This window comes from Neorhizobium sp. IRS_2294 (assembly GCF_050500145.1).
Lineage (GTDB): Bacteria > Pseudomonadota > Alphaproteobacteria > Rhizobiales > Rhizobiaceae > Neorhizobium > Neorhizobium soli.
On the sequence record NZ_CP191440.1, the window covers coordinates 312,414 to 325,831 of the forward strand.

At 59.2% G+C, this 13,418-nt stretch carries 10 protein-coding genes; 3 read left to right on the forward strand and 7 right to left on the reverse strand.

Translation table 11 applies throughout. From position 1 onward, the window contains the following. Positions 1-57: 57 nt before the first annotated feature. The 3 genes from ACQY1K_RS18740 to proV all read right to left on the reverse strand — a co-directional run bounded on the left by ACQY1K_RS18740 (position 58) and on the right by proV (position 3,209). Positions 58-930, reverse strand: a complete 873-nt coding sequence (locus ACQY1K_RS18740; protein WP_062459763.1) for a glycine betaine ABC transporter substrate-binding protein — start codon at positions 928-930, stop codon at positions 58-60. A 67-nt stretch (positions 931-997) separates the two neighbouring features. Continuing rightward, a complete protein-coding gene (locus ACQY1K_RS18745; protein WP_174197708.1) occupies positions 998-1,888 on the reverse strand; it encodes an ABC transporter permease in 891 nt (296 codons plus the stop codon). An 88-nt stretch (positions 1,889-1,976) separates the two neighbouring features. After that, positions 1,977-3,209 carry a glycine betaine/L-proline ABC transporter ATP-binding protein ProV gene (gene proV / locus ACQY1K_RS18750; RefSeq protein ID WP_430260190.1) on the reverse strand — a complete coding sequence of 411 codons (1,233 nt, stop codon included), beginning with the start codon at positions 3,207-3,209 and terminating at the stop codon, positions 1,977-1,979. 875 nt (positions 3,210-4,084) lie between these two features. Between proV and ACQY1K_RS18755 the strand changes: the two genes are divergently transcribed. Next, positions 4,085-5,059, forward strand: coding sequence for a GGDEF domain-containing protein (locus ACQY1K_RS18755; RefSeq protein WP_430260192.1), 975 nt, complete (start codon positions 4,085-4,087; stop codon positions 5,057-5,059). A 64-nt stretch (positions 5,060-5,123) separates the two neighbouring features. On the opposite strand, the gene ACQY1K_RS18760 is transcribed toward ACQY1K_RS18755, so the two are convergent. From ACQY1K_RS18760 to ACQY1K_RS18775, 4 genes are all read right to left on the reverse strand, one after another. After that, positions 5,124-6,440 carry a cytochrome c gene (locus tag ACQY1K_RS18760; RefSeq protein ID WP_192087352.1) on the reverse strand — a complete coding sequence of 439 codons (1,317 nt, stop codon included), beginning with the start codon at positions 6,438-6,440 and terminating at the stop codon, positions 5,124-5,126. An 11-nt stretch (positions 6,441-6,451) separates the two neighbouring features. Then, positions 6,452-8,221, reverse strand: coding sequence for a GMC family oxidoreductase (locus ACQY1K_RS18765; RefSeq protein ID WP_062459814.1), 1,770 nt, complete (start codon positions 8,219-8,221; stop codon positions 6,452-6,454). Between the two features lie 2 nt (positions 8,222-8,223). Then, positions 8,224-8,925: a gluconate 2-dehydrogenase subunit 3 family protein gene (locus ACQY1K_RS18770; RefSeq protein ID WP_062577964.1), complete on the reverse strand. Its 702-nt coding sequence runs from the start codon at positions 8,923-8,925 to the stop codon at positions 8,224-8,226. A gap of 359 nt (positions 8,926-9,284) precedes the next feature. Next, complete coding sequence (locus ACQY1K_RS18775) at positions 9,285-9,533, reverse strand: hypothetical protein (RefSeq protein WP_062459810.1); 249 nt, start codon at positions 9,531-9,533, stop codon at positions 9,285-9,287. A 266-nt stretch (positions 9,534-9,799) separates the two neighbouring features. Between ACQY1K_RS18775 and ACQY1K_RS18780 the strand changes: the two genes are divergently transcribed. Both ACQY1K_RS18780 and ACQY1K_RS18785 read left to right on the forward strand, forming a co-directional pair. Continuing rightward, a complete protein-coding gene (locus ACQY1K_RS18780; protein ID WP_430260195.1) occupies positions 9,800-11,902 on the forward strand; it encodes a methyl-accepting chemotaxis protein in 2,103 nt (700 codons plus the stop codon). Positions 11,903-11,905: 3 nt separating this feature from the next. Then, positions 11,906-13,363, forward strand: a complete 1,458-nt coding sequence (locus ACQY1K_RS18785; protein WP_430260197.1) for a chemotaxis protein CheW — start codon at positions 11,906-11,908, stop codon at positions 13,361-13,363. Positions 13,364-13,418: the final 55 nt, after the last annotated feature.

Sequence of the window (13,418 nt, forward strand, 5' to 3'; positions counted from 1 at the left end):
CGCTGGCATCAAGTAGCAAAAGGGCTCCGCGGATAACCGCGAAGCCCGAGGCCTATGTCAGCCGTCTTCTCCAACCCAGGCCTTGACCTGATCCGGATGGTCCTTGATGTATTTTGCGACCGCTTCGTCGTAGGACGTCTCCTGCGCGGTAAACATCCCCGCTTCGAGATCAGCGATCGGCAGCTTCATGCGCGAGAGGAAGCCGGCAACCTTCGGATTTTCGGTCTTGAAATCCTTGCGGGCGAGAACGTCGACATGCTCTGCTTCACCCAACGACTTCTTGGGGTCGGTCAGGTAACGAAGCTTGTACTTTCCGAACATCCAATGGGGGCTCCAGGACGTGGCGACGAACCACTTTTCGCTGCGCATGGCGCGATCAACCGTCGTCAGCATGCCCGCCTCACTGGAGATCTGCAGCTTGTAGTCGTCGAGACCGTAATCCTTTACGGCCTTTTCTGACAACCGTGTCAGACCTGCGCCCGGATCGATGCCCTGCACGATGCCGGAAAGCTTCTTTTGCACTTCAGGCTTCTTCAGATCCTCGATCGAAGCGATCTCGCTTTCCGGGATATAGGCCGGAACGACCCAGCCCAGCTTTGCGCCGTCATAGACGGTACCGAGCGTTTCGACCTTGTCCTTCACCTTCTCGTAGTAGTCCGCATGGGTCTGCGGCAGCCAGGCCATCATCATCGCGTCGAGATCGCCGCGGCTGACTCCCTGGTAGAGGGGAGCGACGTCGGACTGTACCAGCTCGACTTCCGTGCCGAGTTCATCCTTGATGAGCTTTGCGGCGAGCTTGGTGACAAATTCAGCATCGGACCAAGCGGACCAGCCGATCTTTACCGGCTTGGCGTCCTGCGCCATCGTTGCGGTCACAGATCCACCGATGAGAGTGGCGGCGAGCCCGAGGGTTGCGAGGGTCTTGAACATGTAGTCTCCTTTTTGGGAGGTTTGCAATTGCGGGTTCATCACCCGCACGGTTCGGCGAAGGACTGGATCAGGCGGTTGCCGTCACCATGTCCTCACGCTCGTTTCTCTTGGAAAGCGCGCGCCAGAGGGCGTTCGGCTTTCTGGATTTCTGGCCGAGGCTCTGGGTGATCCGGTCGAGAATGACGGCCAGGATGACGACGGCAAGACCGCCCTCGAAGCCCGTGCCCACATCCAGGCGCTGGATACCGGTCAGGACCGTGTTGCCGAGCCCGCCGGCGCCGATCATCGAAGCGATGACGACCATCGACAGCGACAGCATGATCGTCTGGTTGATACCGGCCATGATCGAGGGCAGGGCATTGGGAAGCTGGATCTTGAACAGAAGCTGCGTCGAGGTGCAGCCAAACGCGTTGCCTGCCTCGATGAACTCGTGATGTACCTGGCGGATGCCAAGATTGGTCAGTCGCACGACAGGCGGCATTGCAAAGATCACCGTGGCGATGGCACCCGGTACCGCTCCAAGCCCGAAGAACATCGCTGCCGGAATGAGGTAGACGAACGCCGGCATGGTCTGCATCAGATCGAGGATGGGCCGGACGATGGCTGCGACACTATCCTTGCGCGCCATGGCAATGCCGAGCGGCAGGCCGATGATCATTGCCATCAGCGTCGACGCGATCACCAGGGAAAGCGTCTCCATCATGGCGCTCCAAAGACCCATGTGGTCCACCAGCCAAAGTGCGATGCCGGTCAGCAGGCCGAAGCCGAGGCCGACCCGCCAGAGGGATAGCGCGACAAAGATGGCAATGCCGACGGGCATCGGGAGCGCAAGCAGCGCATCCTGGATCGTCCCGGTTACAAAGCCGATCGCCGACGCGATCAGATCGAGAAAGGGGGAGAAGTTGTCGAGGATGTAGTTGACGGCTGTATCGATGCCGTCGCCGATGTTGAAATTCATGTCTGTCTCCGGTTTCTGGCCGGCTACAGCGCCGCCTGCATCATGGGCCGGCAGGGCGCTGCAACAATTCTAAGGTCGTGAATGGAAATCAGCTGGCGCGGTCGAGCGTTTCGAGCAGCGTCGTTTTGCTGATCGATCCGAGATAGCGTTTGGCGTCATCGATGACGGGGACCGGCCAGGCGCTGGCGGCGACCGTGCCGAGAACGTTCGACAGCGGTTCGTCGGCTGCGATTGTCTCGATCCCGGTGAGAAACGCTCCGCGGTAGGGATCATCCGCCTTGGCGCGCAGCTTTTCGACAAGCGATGTCTGGCTGACCATTCCCTGGTAGGTCTTGTCGCGACCAAGAATGATCGCGTATTCGCGGTCGAAGTGCTTCATGCGTTCGAGTGCGGCGGCGGCCGATACACCCTGACGGTCGATGATCGTGACCTGGGTCTTGCGGGCAACATCGCCGGCCTTGAAGACATGGCTGACATCAACATTGCGGAAGAAGGAGCGGACGTAATCATTGGCCGGGCTCATGACGATTTCGTCCGGCGTACCGACCTGAATGACGCTGCCGTTCTGCATGATGCAGATACGGTCGCCGATCCGCATGGCTTCGTCGAGATCGTGGCTGACGAAGACGATCGTGCGGCTTTGTTCGGACTGAAGACGGACCAACTCGTCCTGCATCTCGGTCCGGATGAGCGGGTCAAGTGCCGAGAAGGCTTCGTCCATGAGAAGAATGGTCGGTTCACTGGCCAAAGCACGGGCAAGGCCGACGCGCTGCTTCATGCCGCCGGACAGCTGATCCGGAAGGCTGTCCTCGTAACCGTCGAGGCCCACGGCCTTCAAAGCAACGAGAGCCTTCTGCCGACGCTCGGCTTCGTTGACGCCTGCGACCTCGAGACCGAAGGAAGCGTTGTTGAGCACGGTACGGTTGGGCAGAAGCGCGAAGGACTGGAACACCATGCTGATATCGCGGCGCCGCAGATCGATCAGTTCCTTGCGCGACATCTGGGTGATGTCACGCCCGTCGATTTTTATCGCACCGGATGTCGGCTCGATGAGCCTGTTCAGCAGACGAAGGAGGGTGGATTTTCCGGAGCCGGACAGGCCCATGATCACGAAAATCTCGCCAGCCTTGATCTCGAAGCTCGCGTCGTTGACACCGACGGAGCAACCGGTCGCTGAATGGATTTCGGATTTTGTCTTGCCGGCGCGGATCATGTCCAAGGCCTTGTCAGGCCGCTCGCCGAAGATTTTGTAGACATTGTTTAGACTGATCTTGGTCGATGTCGCTTCAAGCGGCGCGTCATTTTCAGTTTCATAAGCCATTAAAAATTTGGCCCGGGCTCGGTAGCGCGGGCATTCTCCTAGACAGTCGGATCTACTCTACGGCGGAAGCATAGGCTTTCCGGCCAAAGGTCGTCCGTGTATTTTATTTGGGCGATATAGCCATCGCCGGCGAAGAACCAATCCGATCAGCGTATCGCGAGGATTGTATCAAGTCAGACGTCACGCACTAAAAGCGCGCTCAGACGCACATTCGTTATGCGCATCTGCAGCCCGTCCATGACCTGTTTGTAGAGCGGGAGATGTGGATGTCCATCAAAAAATCCAATTTACATGGGCCGGAAAACCTCCCGAGGCGGGCTCATCCATCGCAGATCCACTGCATCAACGAGCATCTCGCCCTATCGAACCCGGATTTCAGACCGGCCATCACGAAGCCGTGAAACAATGAAAATCTTGCTCTAGCCCAAATTGCGAACGTCCAGACTTGTGAGCCAGTGAGCTAGACTGCGCCGCGCAATCGTCCCAACAAGCCGATTTCCGGACCGTTACACCCAACGCAACTCCCCGCAGCCGCTCTGAGAAACACTCGCGTTGCAATGCGACATGGGATATTTGCATTGTTGGGTGATGGGCGGGTAACGACGTCTGGTCTTTGTGAAGCGGTTTACTCAGCGTGGTCTCATGAGCGTTGTCGGGCAGAGTACTTTTATCATCGACAATCTGAGATTAGCGGACGGTCGCCAAGGCATGTCGCTGAGTGTTTCGAACGGCGAACCTCTCTATCGGGCGAGGTTGCGGCGAGGGAATGATGACAGACAGAACCTGCGACATGCAATATCGGGTGGATCTGCGGTTCTTGCCGTCACCGGTCGTCCTGCTGTGGCAATCCCCTAAAGTGAATAAGGGTTAGGCCGATGCTTTCGGATGAACGGGCGGCAGCCTCACTCTTTTCCAGTGCGACACAAGGCGGAGATGGGCTGGACGGAATGTTGCAGACGCTGTTTCACATCTCTCCGCTTGCCTATGCCATTTCGACGGCCGGGCCAAACTCCGTTTATGTGCGGGTCAACCAGGCTTACATGGACCTCGTCGGGATGAACGAAACGGCACTGGTTGGTCGCAAACTGACGGATGTCGGCCTGATCGTCGATGGCTCAGACCGTGTTGCCAGGATCAAACTCCTTGACGAGGTTGGGTATTACTCCGCGCAGTCGGGCAAGATCCGGCATCGTGACGGGCGGGAAATTTCCGTGATGATCTCCGCACGCCGGATCAAGATCGGAAACGACCTCTACGATCTCGAGGCGCTGACCGATGTCACCGAACAGACGAGCGCGCAAATCAGACAGGAAGAGGCGTTGCGAGCCGCGGCCGTCACCGATAGCCTGACCGGGCTTCCGAACCGTCTTGGGTTCGAGCAACGGATCGCTCACTTTATCGAAGATCGCGCCAACCATGAGGAGTTCGGGCTCGCAATCTTCGATCTCAACGGCTTCAAGATCGTCAATGACATGCACGGTCACCCGGTCGGGGACGAGTTGCTTGCGGTTATCGGGAAAAGACTGTTGTCGTCCCTGAGAGCGGGAGAATTCGTTTCGCGGCTGGGCGGTGACGAGTTTGCCCTCCTGTTCCAGTCAGACATGGGAGACAGTGAAATGCAGGAGCAGAGGCTCGCCGTGATGATGGACACTGTGCTGGCCGCCGTCACGATCGGAAGCAAAACGCTGCGCGTCGGTGCGGCGCTGGGTTTTGGCTTTGCAAGCGAGGTCAAGTGGTCGAGAACGGCTCTTGTCGCTCTCGTAGATCGGCGCATGTATCACGCCAAACTGACGCGGCGAAGTATTGCGATCCTCGGGCCGCCGGAGGCCTTGGCAACGGCCAACGGCTGATGCCACCCATGGCGACGTGTAAAGACCCTGTCGGTTACGAACCGGCAGGGTCTGATGTCATGGTCTAGCGGCGGACAGCCTTGACGTCTTCCGCAGTGACCGGCGGAGCGTCGTTATGCCAGGCCTGGCGCAGGAAGGTGGCAAGTGCTGCCGCTTCTTCGTCGTTGAGGCGGTCGTTATAGCCCTGCATGCGCACGCGCATGGGACGGTCCTTGGTCGAAGGCAGTTCCGCTCCGTGCAGCATGACATCCAACAGGCCCTTTGAAGACTTCGCGGTAACCAGCGAATTTCCGTCAAGCTCCGGGAAGATTTCCGCGGCACCCTTGCCGTTGACAAAGTGGCAGCCACCGCAATTGTCGAGATAGAGGCGGGGACCGAGCGGCATATCCGCTTTGGCTTCCGTCAGCATTTTCTCGGTGTCGGTAACCTCGGCCTTTTCAGGCGCCGCCGAAGGCGTTGCCGGTGCCGTGGAACCGCCAGTGCTGCCGATCTTCTTGAGGTAGGTTGCGATCGCCAGATTGTCCTCGGGCGTCATGTATTGCAGCGAATCGCGCACCACCAGCATCATCTCGCCGGTTGCCGTGGAATGCGCGTTGCGGGCAGTCGTAAGATAGGCCGCGAGCTCTTCGGTGGACCATTTCTGCGGTGCGCTTTGCGGGCCGCGCAGGTCAGGTGCCGTATAGCCGTCGATCTCGCCGCCGGTCAGGAAGGCAGCGCTGCTCTCGTCGGTACCGTCCTGCGCCATCAGCAGGTTGCGCGGGCTGTGGCAGGCGGCGCAGTGTCCGGCGCCCTGCACGAGATAGGCACCACGGTTGAACTGCTCGTCCTGCGAAACAGGTTCAAAGCCCGGCTTGCCCAGCGCCAGCCAGTTCCAGGCGCGAATGCCCCAGCGCTGGTTGAACGGGAAGGACAGTGCCGTTTCCTCGACCTTGTTGGAAACTGCAGGCACCTCGGTCATGAAATACTGGTAGAGGGCCTGGATGTCCTGTTCCGTCAGCTTGCGATAGTTTTCGTAAGGCATGGCCGGGTAGAGATGCGCACCGTCGTTGCGAACGCCGTCGTAGAGCGCCGCGCGGAAATCATCGAGCGTGTAATTGCCGATGCCGGTTTCCTTGTCCGGGGTGATGTTGGTGGCCCAGATCGTGCCCATCGGGCTGTGGATAGGCCGGCCGCCGGCGAAGGGCTTGCCGCCCTCCGCGGTATGACAGGCCATGCAGTCACCGGCCCGCATGGCGTATTCGCCACTGCCCGCCGGTGCTTTGTAATCAGCCGGGAGCTGGGCAACCGCGGCAGTGCGCTGGACCGGCACGAAGATGAAGGCGAGAAGGCCGACGACGCCGAGAACGGCGAGGATAAGAATGACGCGAAGAAAGGTTTTCATCGTTGCGCTCCTCACACCAGTGGCCGCGGATTGGACAGGTACTGCGTCCGGATCGCATGCGCCGCCCAATAGGCCAGGCCGCCGACCATGCCGGTCGGGTTGTACTGGGTGTTCTGCGGGAAGGCGCCGGCGCCCATCACGAAGATGTTGTGCTTGTCCCAGGCCTGCAGATATCGATTGATTGCCGAGGTCTTCGGATTGTCACCCATCACAGTGCCGCCCACATTGTGCGTCGTCTGGTAAGGACGCACGTCGTACATGGCGCCGTCCTTCTTGAAGCCTTCCTGCATTGAGGTCGGGTTCATCGACTTGGCGATCGGCTCCATCTTCGACTTCATGAACTGGGTCATGCGGATGTCGTTCGGCTGCCAGTTGAACGTCATGCGCATCAGCGGACGACCGTGGCGATCCTTGTAGGTCGGGTCGAGGTCGAGATAATTGCCGCGATAGGACATATGCGAACCGTGCGAGCCGATCGACATTGAGTGGCCGTACCACTCGCCGATGCCCTTCTTCCAGCCGGCACCCCAGGTCGGCGTGCCCGCAGGGAGCGCCATGGAGCGGATCGGCTGACCGTTGGACTGGCCGGCACGCCAGTAGGCGCCGCCGATAAAGCCTTCACGACCGAAGTCGATATTGTCCATGCCGAAATCATCGATCGACATGCCGTTGGCACCGGTACCGATGAACGGATTGAACACCTCGTCCTTGAAGAACATCGTGTAGCCGCCGTTCATCTGGTAGGCATAGCTGCGACCGGTGACGCCTTCGTTCGTTGCGGGATCAAACGGCTGACCGATGCCCGAGAGCAGCATCAGATGGACGTTGTGCAACTGATAGGCGGCCAGGATTACCAGATCCGCGGGCTGGAACACCTCTTCGCCGGCCTTTTCGTCAAAATAGGTCACGCCGGTCGCGGTTTTGCCGTCGGGCGCCATTTCGATTTTCAGCACTTCCGCATGGGTGCGGTATTCGAAATTCGGCTTGCGCTTCAACGCGTCGAGGATCGCCGTCTGCGGCGAGGATTTTGAATAGTTGTAGCAGCCGTAGCGCTCGCAGAAACCGCAGTGGTTGCAAGGGCCCATCTGCATTCCGTATTCGTTGACATAGGCCTGCGAGGCAATGCCGCCCGGGCTCGGGAACGGGTGACAGCCGGCAGCTTTCGCGGCTTCGGCAAATTTGGCTCCGTCCCAGGTCACCGGCATAGGCGGCATCGGGTATTCGCGCGAGCGCGGTGCCTCGAACGGGTTGCCGCCCTCGATTTTCTTGCCATTGAGATTGCCGGCCTTGCCGGAAATCCCCGCGACATGCTCGAATCGATCGAAAAACGGCTCCAGCTCTTCGTAGCTGACGGGGTAATCCTGCAGGTTCATGTCTTCCGGAATGATGCCGGCGCCCCAGCGCTCTTCCACATGCGAGCGCAGACGGTATTCCGAGAGCTGCGGACGCCAGTTCAGACCGTTCCAGTGGGTGCCTGCACCGCCCACACCGATACCCGGCAGGAACGAGCCGAGGCTGCGATAGGGCAGGGCGGCTTCATCGACGTTGCGACGGATCGTCAGGGTCGAATTGCGCGGCTTTTGCATCATGCCGAGACGAACGCCGTATTTCAGCTCGTCGATCATGTTCGGGTACTGGAAATCCGGAACGGTGTTCTGGTCATGGCCGCGTTCAAGCGCAACGATCTCCAGACCCTCGTTGGCGAGTTCCATGCCGAGGATCGAGCCGGTCCAGCCGAGACCGACGATGACGACGTCCTTCTTCTTTGCAGTGCGTGCCATCGTTATGCCCTCTCACCGGAAATCGAAACGGGACCGAGCGGGTAGGCGACGTTGTGCTTCAACACCCACTCCTTGTAGCTGCCGCGGGCACCTGGGAAACCGATATATTTCCAGGCCTGCATGCCGTGATTGCCGCCATACATCGGGTCTGCGAAGTAGCCCTCCTTGGTGTTCTGCAAGAGGATCGTGAAGAAGTCGCGCAGTTCGGGCTTGATCTTCATCTCGTCTTTCTGGAGGGAGGTCAGGGCCTTGTCCTGAGTTGCGGCGTCAAGCTCGGCAAATATCTTGCCGTGCGTCTGCTGACACCATGCGTCGAACACCGGGATACCCTGCTGATAGATTTGCAGCGGCGTCAAAGGCGATTGCCAGCCGCGGAACGGATGGGCTGCGGCATCGTGCGGACCTTCCATGTACCAGTCTGCCGCCTCACCGAATCCACCGGCCAGTTCCTTGTCGATAAAGACGGGGACGCGGGCCTCGATGGCACCGGGACCTTCGCCTTCGGAGGGAATGAGCCGCGCCGTGGCAGCCATAACGAAGGCCCACTCAGTGGGCTTGAGACAGACCGGCTGGTATTCTTCGATCGGTGGCGGGGCCGGCGGGGTCTCCGCCTTCGCCTGCATCACCACGCCGACGACGGCCGCACTTGCCGCCGAAGCTTTCAAAAAGCTACGGCGGGACGGTAACCCCGGGACATCTCTCATTGTATCGCTCCTTGGTGTCCCGACAGGGGGCCGGAACCGAATAGGCTGGAAACGTGAGGCACCCGTCGCGGCGACATATGGCCTCATTCGTTGCTGACCTTTAAACCCGCAAGGTTTGAGTATGCAATGCTTATGAGGTACGATTTATGAGAAAAATTTTGCGCTAATTAGCGATGCTGCCATGCGTGCGCACAAATGCCTACCTCTGCGGGAAGTTCGTGGCTTGCTCGACTTCATCGAGTATTATTATCAATTGTCAATTTGCCGGCGGATCGCTGTCGGCGTTCGAAATTCAGGTGGCGGGATCCGCAGGACCGGTCCGATAAAAAAGGTGGGAGGGACACGGCCGGTTGCCGACGTCAGTGGATTGTCGGTGTTTTGCCGGAATACGCGTCCTGGAGGATCACGATCAGCCGCGAGGCAATAGCCCGTATTTCAGCTTGCTCCGATATCGAGAGATCGGCCTCGCTGCGAGCAAGAGTTTCCAGCGCTGCCGTCGTGTCGTTGACCATCCGGGCGACACCCATCCGGCTGAGCGGGCTGAGGCGCCAGTTCAGATGCCGGATGATACCGGCGAGATCGCCAAGCCGCTGAGCGCTGAAACGCATGTTCCTATCCCGTACTCACTACAATTCAGGACAAGGATGAGCGCTAACCCGTCAAAATTTGGTTACAGCGACTTGGTTACCGCGACGGCGCCAGTACGACCGGAAACGGACGCATAACGACGCGGGCTCTAATTTAGCATTAATCCTTCATTAGTTAGTTGCCTCTAAAATTCGGGTATCAGACCGTCGCGGTCGTGCCGTTGCTTCAGATGGAGGGGGTTCGTGATGAAATTCGAAGTTTGCCTGGTTACCGAAAGTGCTCTCCCATGACTTTAAAGTCTTCTGTCAGCACCCTTTCGGACCTCAACGAGATCGCCGTTCTGCGCAACAAGGCACGCGCAATCGACCGTGCGCAAGCGGTCATCGAATTTGATCTAACCGGCACGGTAAAGAACGCTAACGAGAACTTCCTTTCCCTCATGGGCTATTCGCTGGCCGAGGTGCGTGGCCGACATCACTCCATGTTCTGCGAGCCGGAGATCGTCGAAGCTCCCGAATATGCCGCGTTTTGGAGTGATCTGGCGGAGGGCAAGCTCCACGACGGAGAGTTCAAGCGCATCGGACGCGGCGGACGCGAGGTGTGGATCCGGGCGAGCTACAATCCGATCCTCGACGACAACGGCGTGACCATCGGGGTGGTCAAGTACGCGATGGATGTCACAGCGACCAAGTCGGTAGAGGCGGAACTCCTGGGAAAAGTAGCGGCGATCGACCGCGCAATGGCCGTGATCGAATTCGACCTCGAAGGCCACGTCCTCGCAGTGAACGAAAATTTCCTCACCCTGATGGGATATGCTCGGGAAGAAGTCATCGGTCAGCATCACCGGATGCTGTGCGGAGCCAACCAAACCCGAACACCCGCCTACAAGGCATTCTGGCAGAGGTTGGGGCGCGGCGACTATGAGAGCGGAGAGTACCGTCGTCTCGCCAAGGGCGGAAAGGATGTCTGGATCCAGGCGACCTACAATCCCATCTTCGATCTCAACGGCAACCCCTGCAAGGTGGTCAAGTATGCCTATGACGTGACTGCCAGCAAGATCCGGAACGCCGAGTTCGAAGGCAAGGTCAACGCGATCGGCCGGGCCCAGGCCGTCATCGAGTTCGACTTGCACGGCAATATCCTTGACGCGAACGAGAACTTTCTTGCCGCCGTCGGCTATTCACTGGAAGAAGTCCGGGGCAAACACCACCGGATGTTCTGCGACCCTGCGTTCACGCAGACAGCTGAATACGGTTCCTTCTGGGACCGGCTGGGACGTGGCCAGTTCGAAGGAGGGGAATACCGACGCCTCACCAGAAGCGGTGCCGACATATGGCTTCAGGCGACGTACAATCCGATCCTCGACCTCGCAGGCCGCCCGATCAAGATCGTAAAGTTCGCCTCTGACATTACGCAGGCGAAGCTGCGCAACATCGAGTTCGAGGGAAGGGTCGACGCGATCTCGCGGGGGCAGGCAGTCGTCGAATTCGATCTCGACGGACATGTCGTTTCCGCCAACGAGAACTTCCTACGGGTCATGGGATACTCGCTTCGCGAAATCACGGGGCAGCACCACAGCATGTTCTGCAGCCAGGATTACATCGTTTCGGAAGACTACCGGGATTTCTGGCTGCGTCTCAACAAGGGTGAATTCTTTTCGGGGCGTTTTGCCCGCGTTGGAAAGTATGGCCGGGAAGTGCACATTCAGGGGATCTACAGCCCGATCGTCAATCTGCGGGGCGAGACGGTGCGCGTGGTGAAGTATGCCAGCGACATCACCGATCAGGTCAAGCTCGAGCATGACATCCGTTCGAAATCGCAGCAAATGACCAGCATTGTCGGAGAACTGTCCGGATCGATCGCGGAAATCACCGCTAACACCCGCACGGCCACCACGCTTGCGTCCGAGACGCAGGGCAATGCGGAACAGGGTTCAGAAGCGCTGGGCAGCGCGATCGCGGCAATCGATCTCATCCAGAAGTCCTCCACGGAAATCTCCGATATCGTCAAGGTGATTGGCGAGATCGCCAGTCAGACCAACCTTCTCGCCTTCAACGCGGCAATCGAAGCCGCACGGGCTGGGGAACATGGGGTCGGGTTCTCGGTCGTCGCGGGCGAGGTCAGGAAACTCGCCGAGAGAAGTTCGGAAGCTGCGCACGAGATATCCAAGCTCATCCAGGAATCGACCATGCGCGTCAACCAGGGAACGGACCGGTCGCAGCATGCGAGACTGGCTTTCGAACGGATCGTCGGCAGCGTGAACAAGACCGGCGAGTCCATCCGGGAGATTGCGCAATCGACGGATGCTCAGCAGCGTGTCTCAAGGACTGTTGTCGAGCTCATCAATGACCTGACGTCATCGACGGCGCAACAGCGCAAAGTGGGTTAACCCATGAACCAGATGGTCAGATCTCTCGCGATGCCGGAAGTGCTGAGAGGCAGTCGCCCTGCAACGCAGCAGTTCGGCCTCCTGCGCATTGGCGAGGCGATGCTTGCCATCAATGTCGAGAATATCCGAGAAGTCGTTCCGGCGCCCGGTGGGCTATCGAATGCAGGCATCGCGGCAACCGGCTTGTGCGGGTTGTTCGAATTGAGAGGCAGCACCATCCCGGTTATGGATATCCGACCGATGCTCGGCCTGCCGTCGACGGAGGCCTACGGCGCCGTAATTCTGGTCCTGCGGGTAAGACAGAGGCTGATATGCATTTTTGCTGACGAAGTGCGGGGCATCGCGACAGAAGACGTCGCGGCACTCGATGAACTGGGCGTGTCGCGACCCGCCGTACAGGGACCTTTGGTCACGCATTCATTCTTCCACAGCGGAAAGGTAATCTCGGTCCTGGCAGCGGAGCGCATCTTGGCGTTGCCGGGAATTCCGTCGGTGCAAGAGCCAGTCGCGGAGGCGGTCGCAAAGACGAGCTCGAATGCGAAGCCGCTTCTGCTGTTCACGTGCGGCGCGTTTTCTTTCGGCGTTGCGGCCGGGGTGGTCGAGGCCACCGCGCCGACCGCGCAGTTGAAGGATTCGCCGATGAAGACGGAGACCTGCCTCGGTGTCATCGATCATCATGGCACCCAGGTGCCGGTTCTTGATACGCTTCGGGTGCTTGGCATGGGCGTCCTGTCGGAACGCAAGCAGTCGTCCGTCCTCGTCCTGCGTTACCCCGACGACCGGCTGCTGGGCTTTGCGCTCGATACCGTCGTCGATATACGGCCGATACCGTTGGACGACATTATGGCGATGCCTGATAATGCCGTAGAGACCGGGTCTGTTCTCAGCGGTGTCTATTCCGTCGACGGACGGACATTGTTTCTCGTCCTCGACGAGCGGACAATGATGAGTGAAAATGTCCTGCTGATGTTTTCGCGACTTTCATCCACCAAGCGCAAGACAGCGGCGGCCGGTCGAGCGCCGGGGCAGCGCGGAGACGCGTTGCTGCCATACTTGGTCTTCAGAGCAGGGGGAGACATGGCAACGCCGGTTGCCGATGTCCGGGAGATCGTCGAGATGCCGGAAGACTACGTTTCGTTGAACAATGTCGGACGCGGCACGATGGGCCTGTTTGTCCACCGTGGCACAGCTATCCCTCTCATCTCCCTTGCCAGACGGCTCCGGTTGCCTGCATTTCCTCCCGGCCAAGAAAGTCGCGTTCTGCTCGTGTCGGACGGCCTCAAGACGACTGGCCTGGTGGTCGACAGTCTGGCACGGATCGAAATGGCCTTAAAATGTGCGACAGGACCGGACGCTACGGACTCCAGCGGGTTCGAGCATCGGATCCTGGGAGACTTCATGGTTCGGTCAGCGGACGGGCGGCTCCTCCCATATATCGACCTCAGAAAAGCCCTCGCTTGAAAGAGCCCGACTGTTGGTTGCAAAATCCAAGGTTGAGTCTTTACCTTTTGTTAAC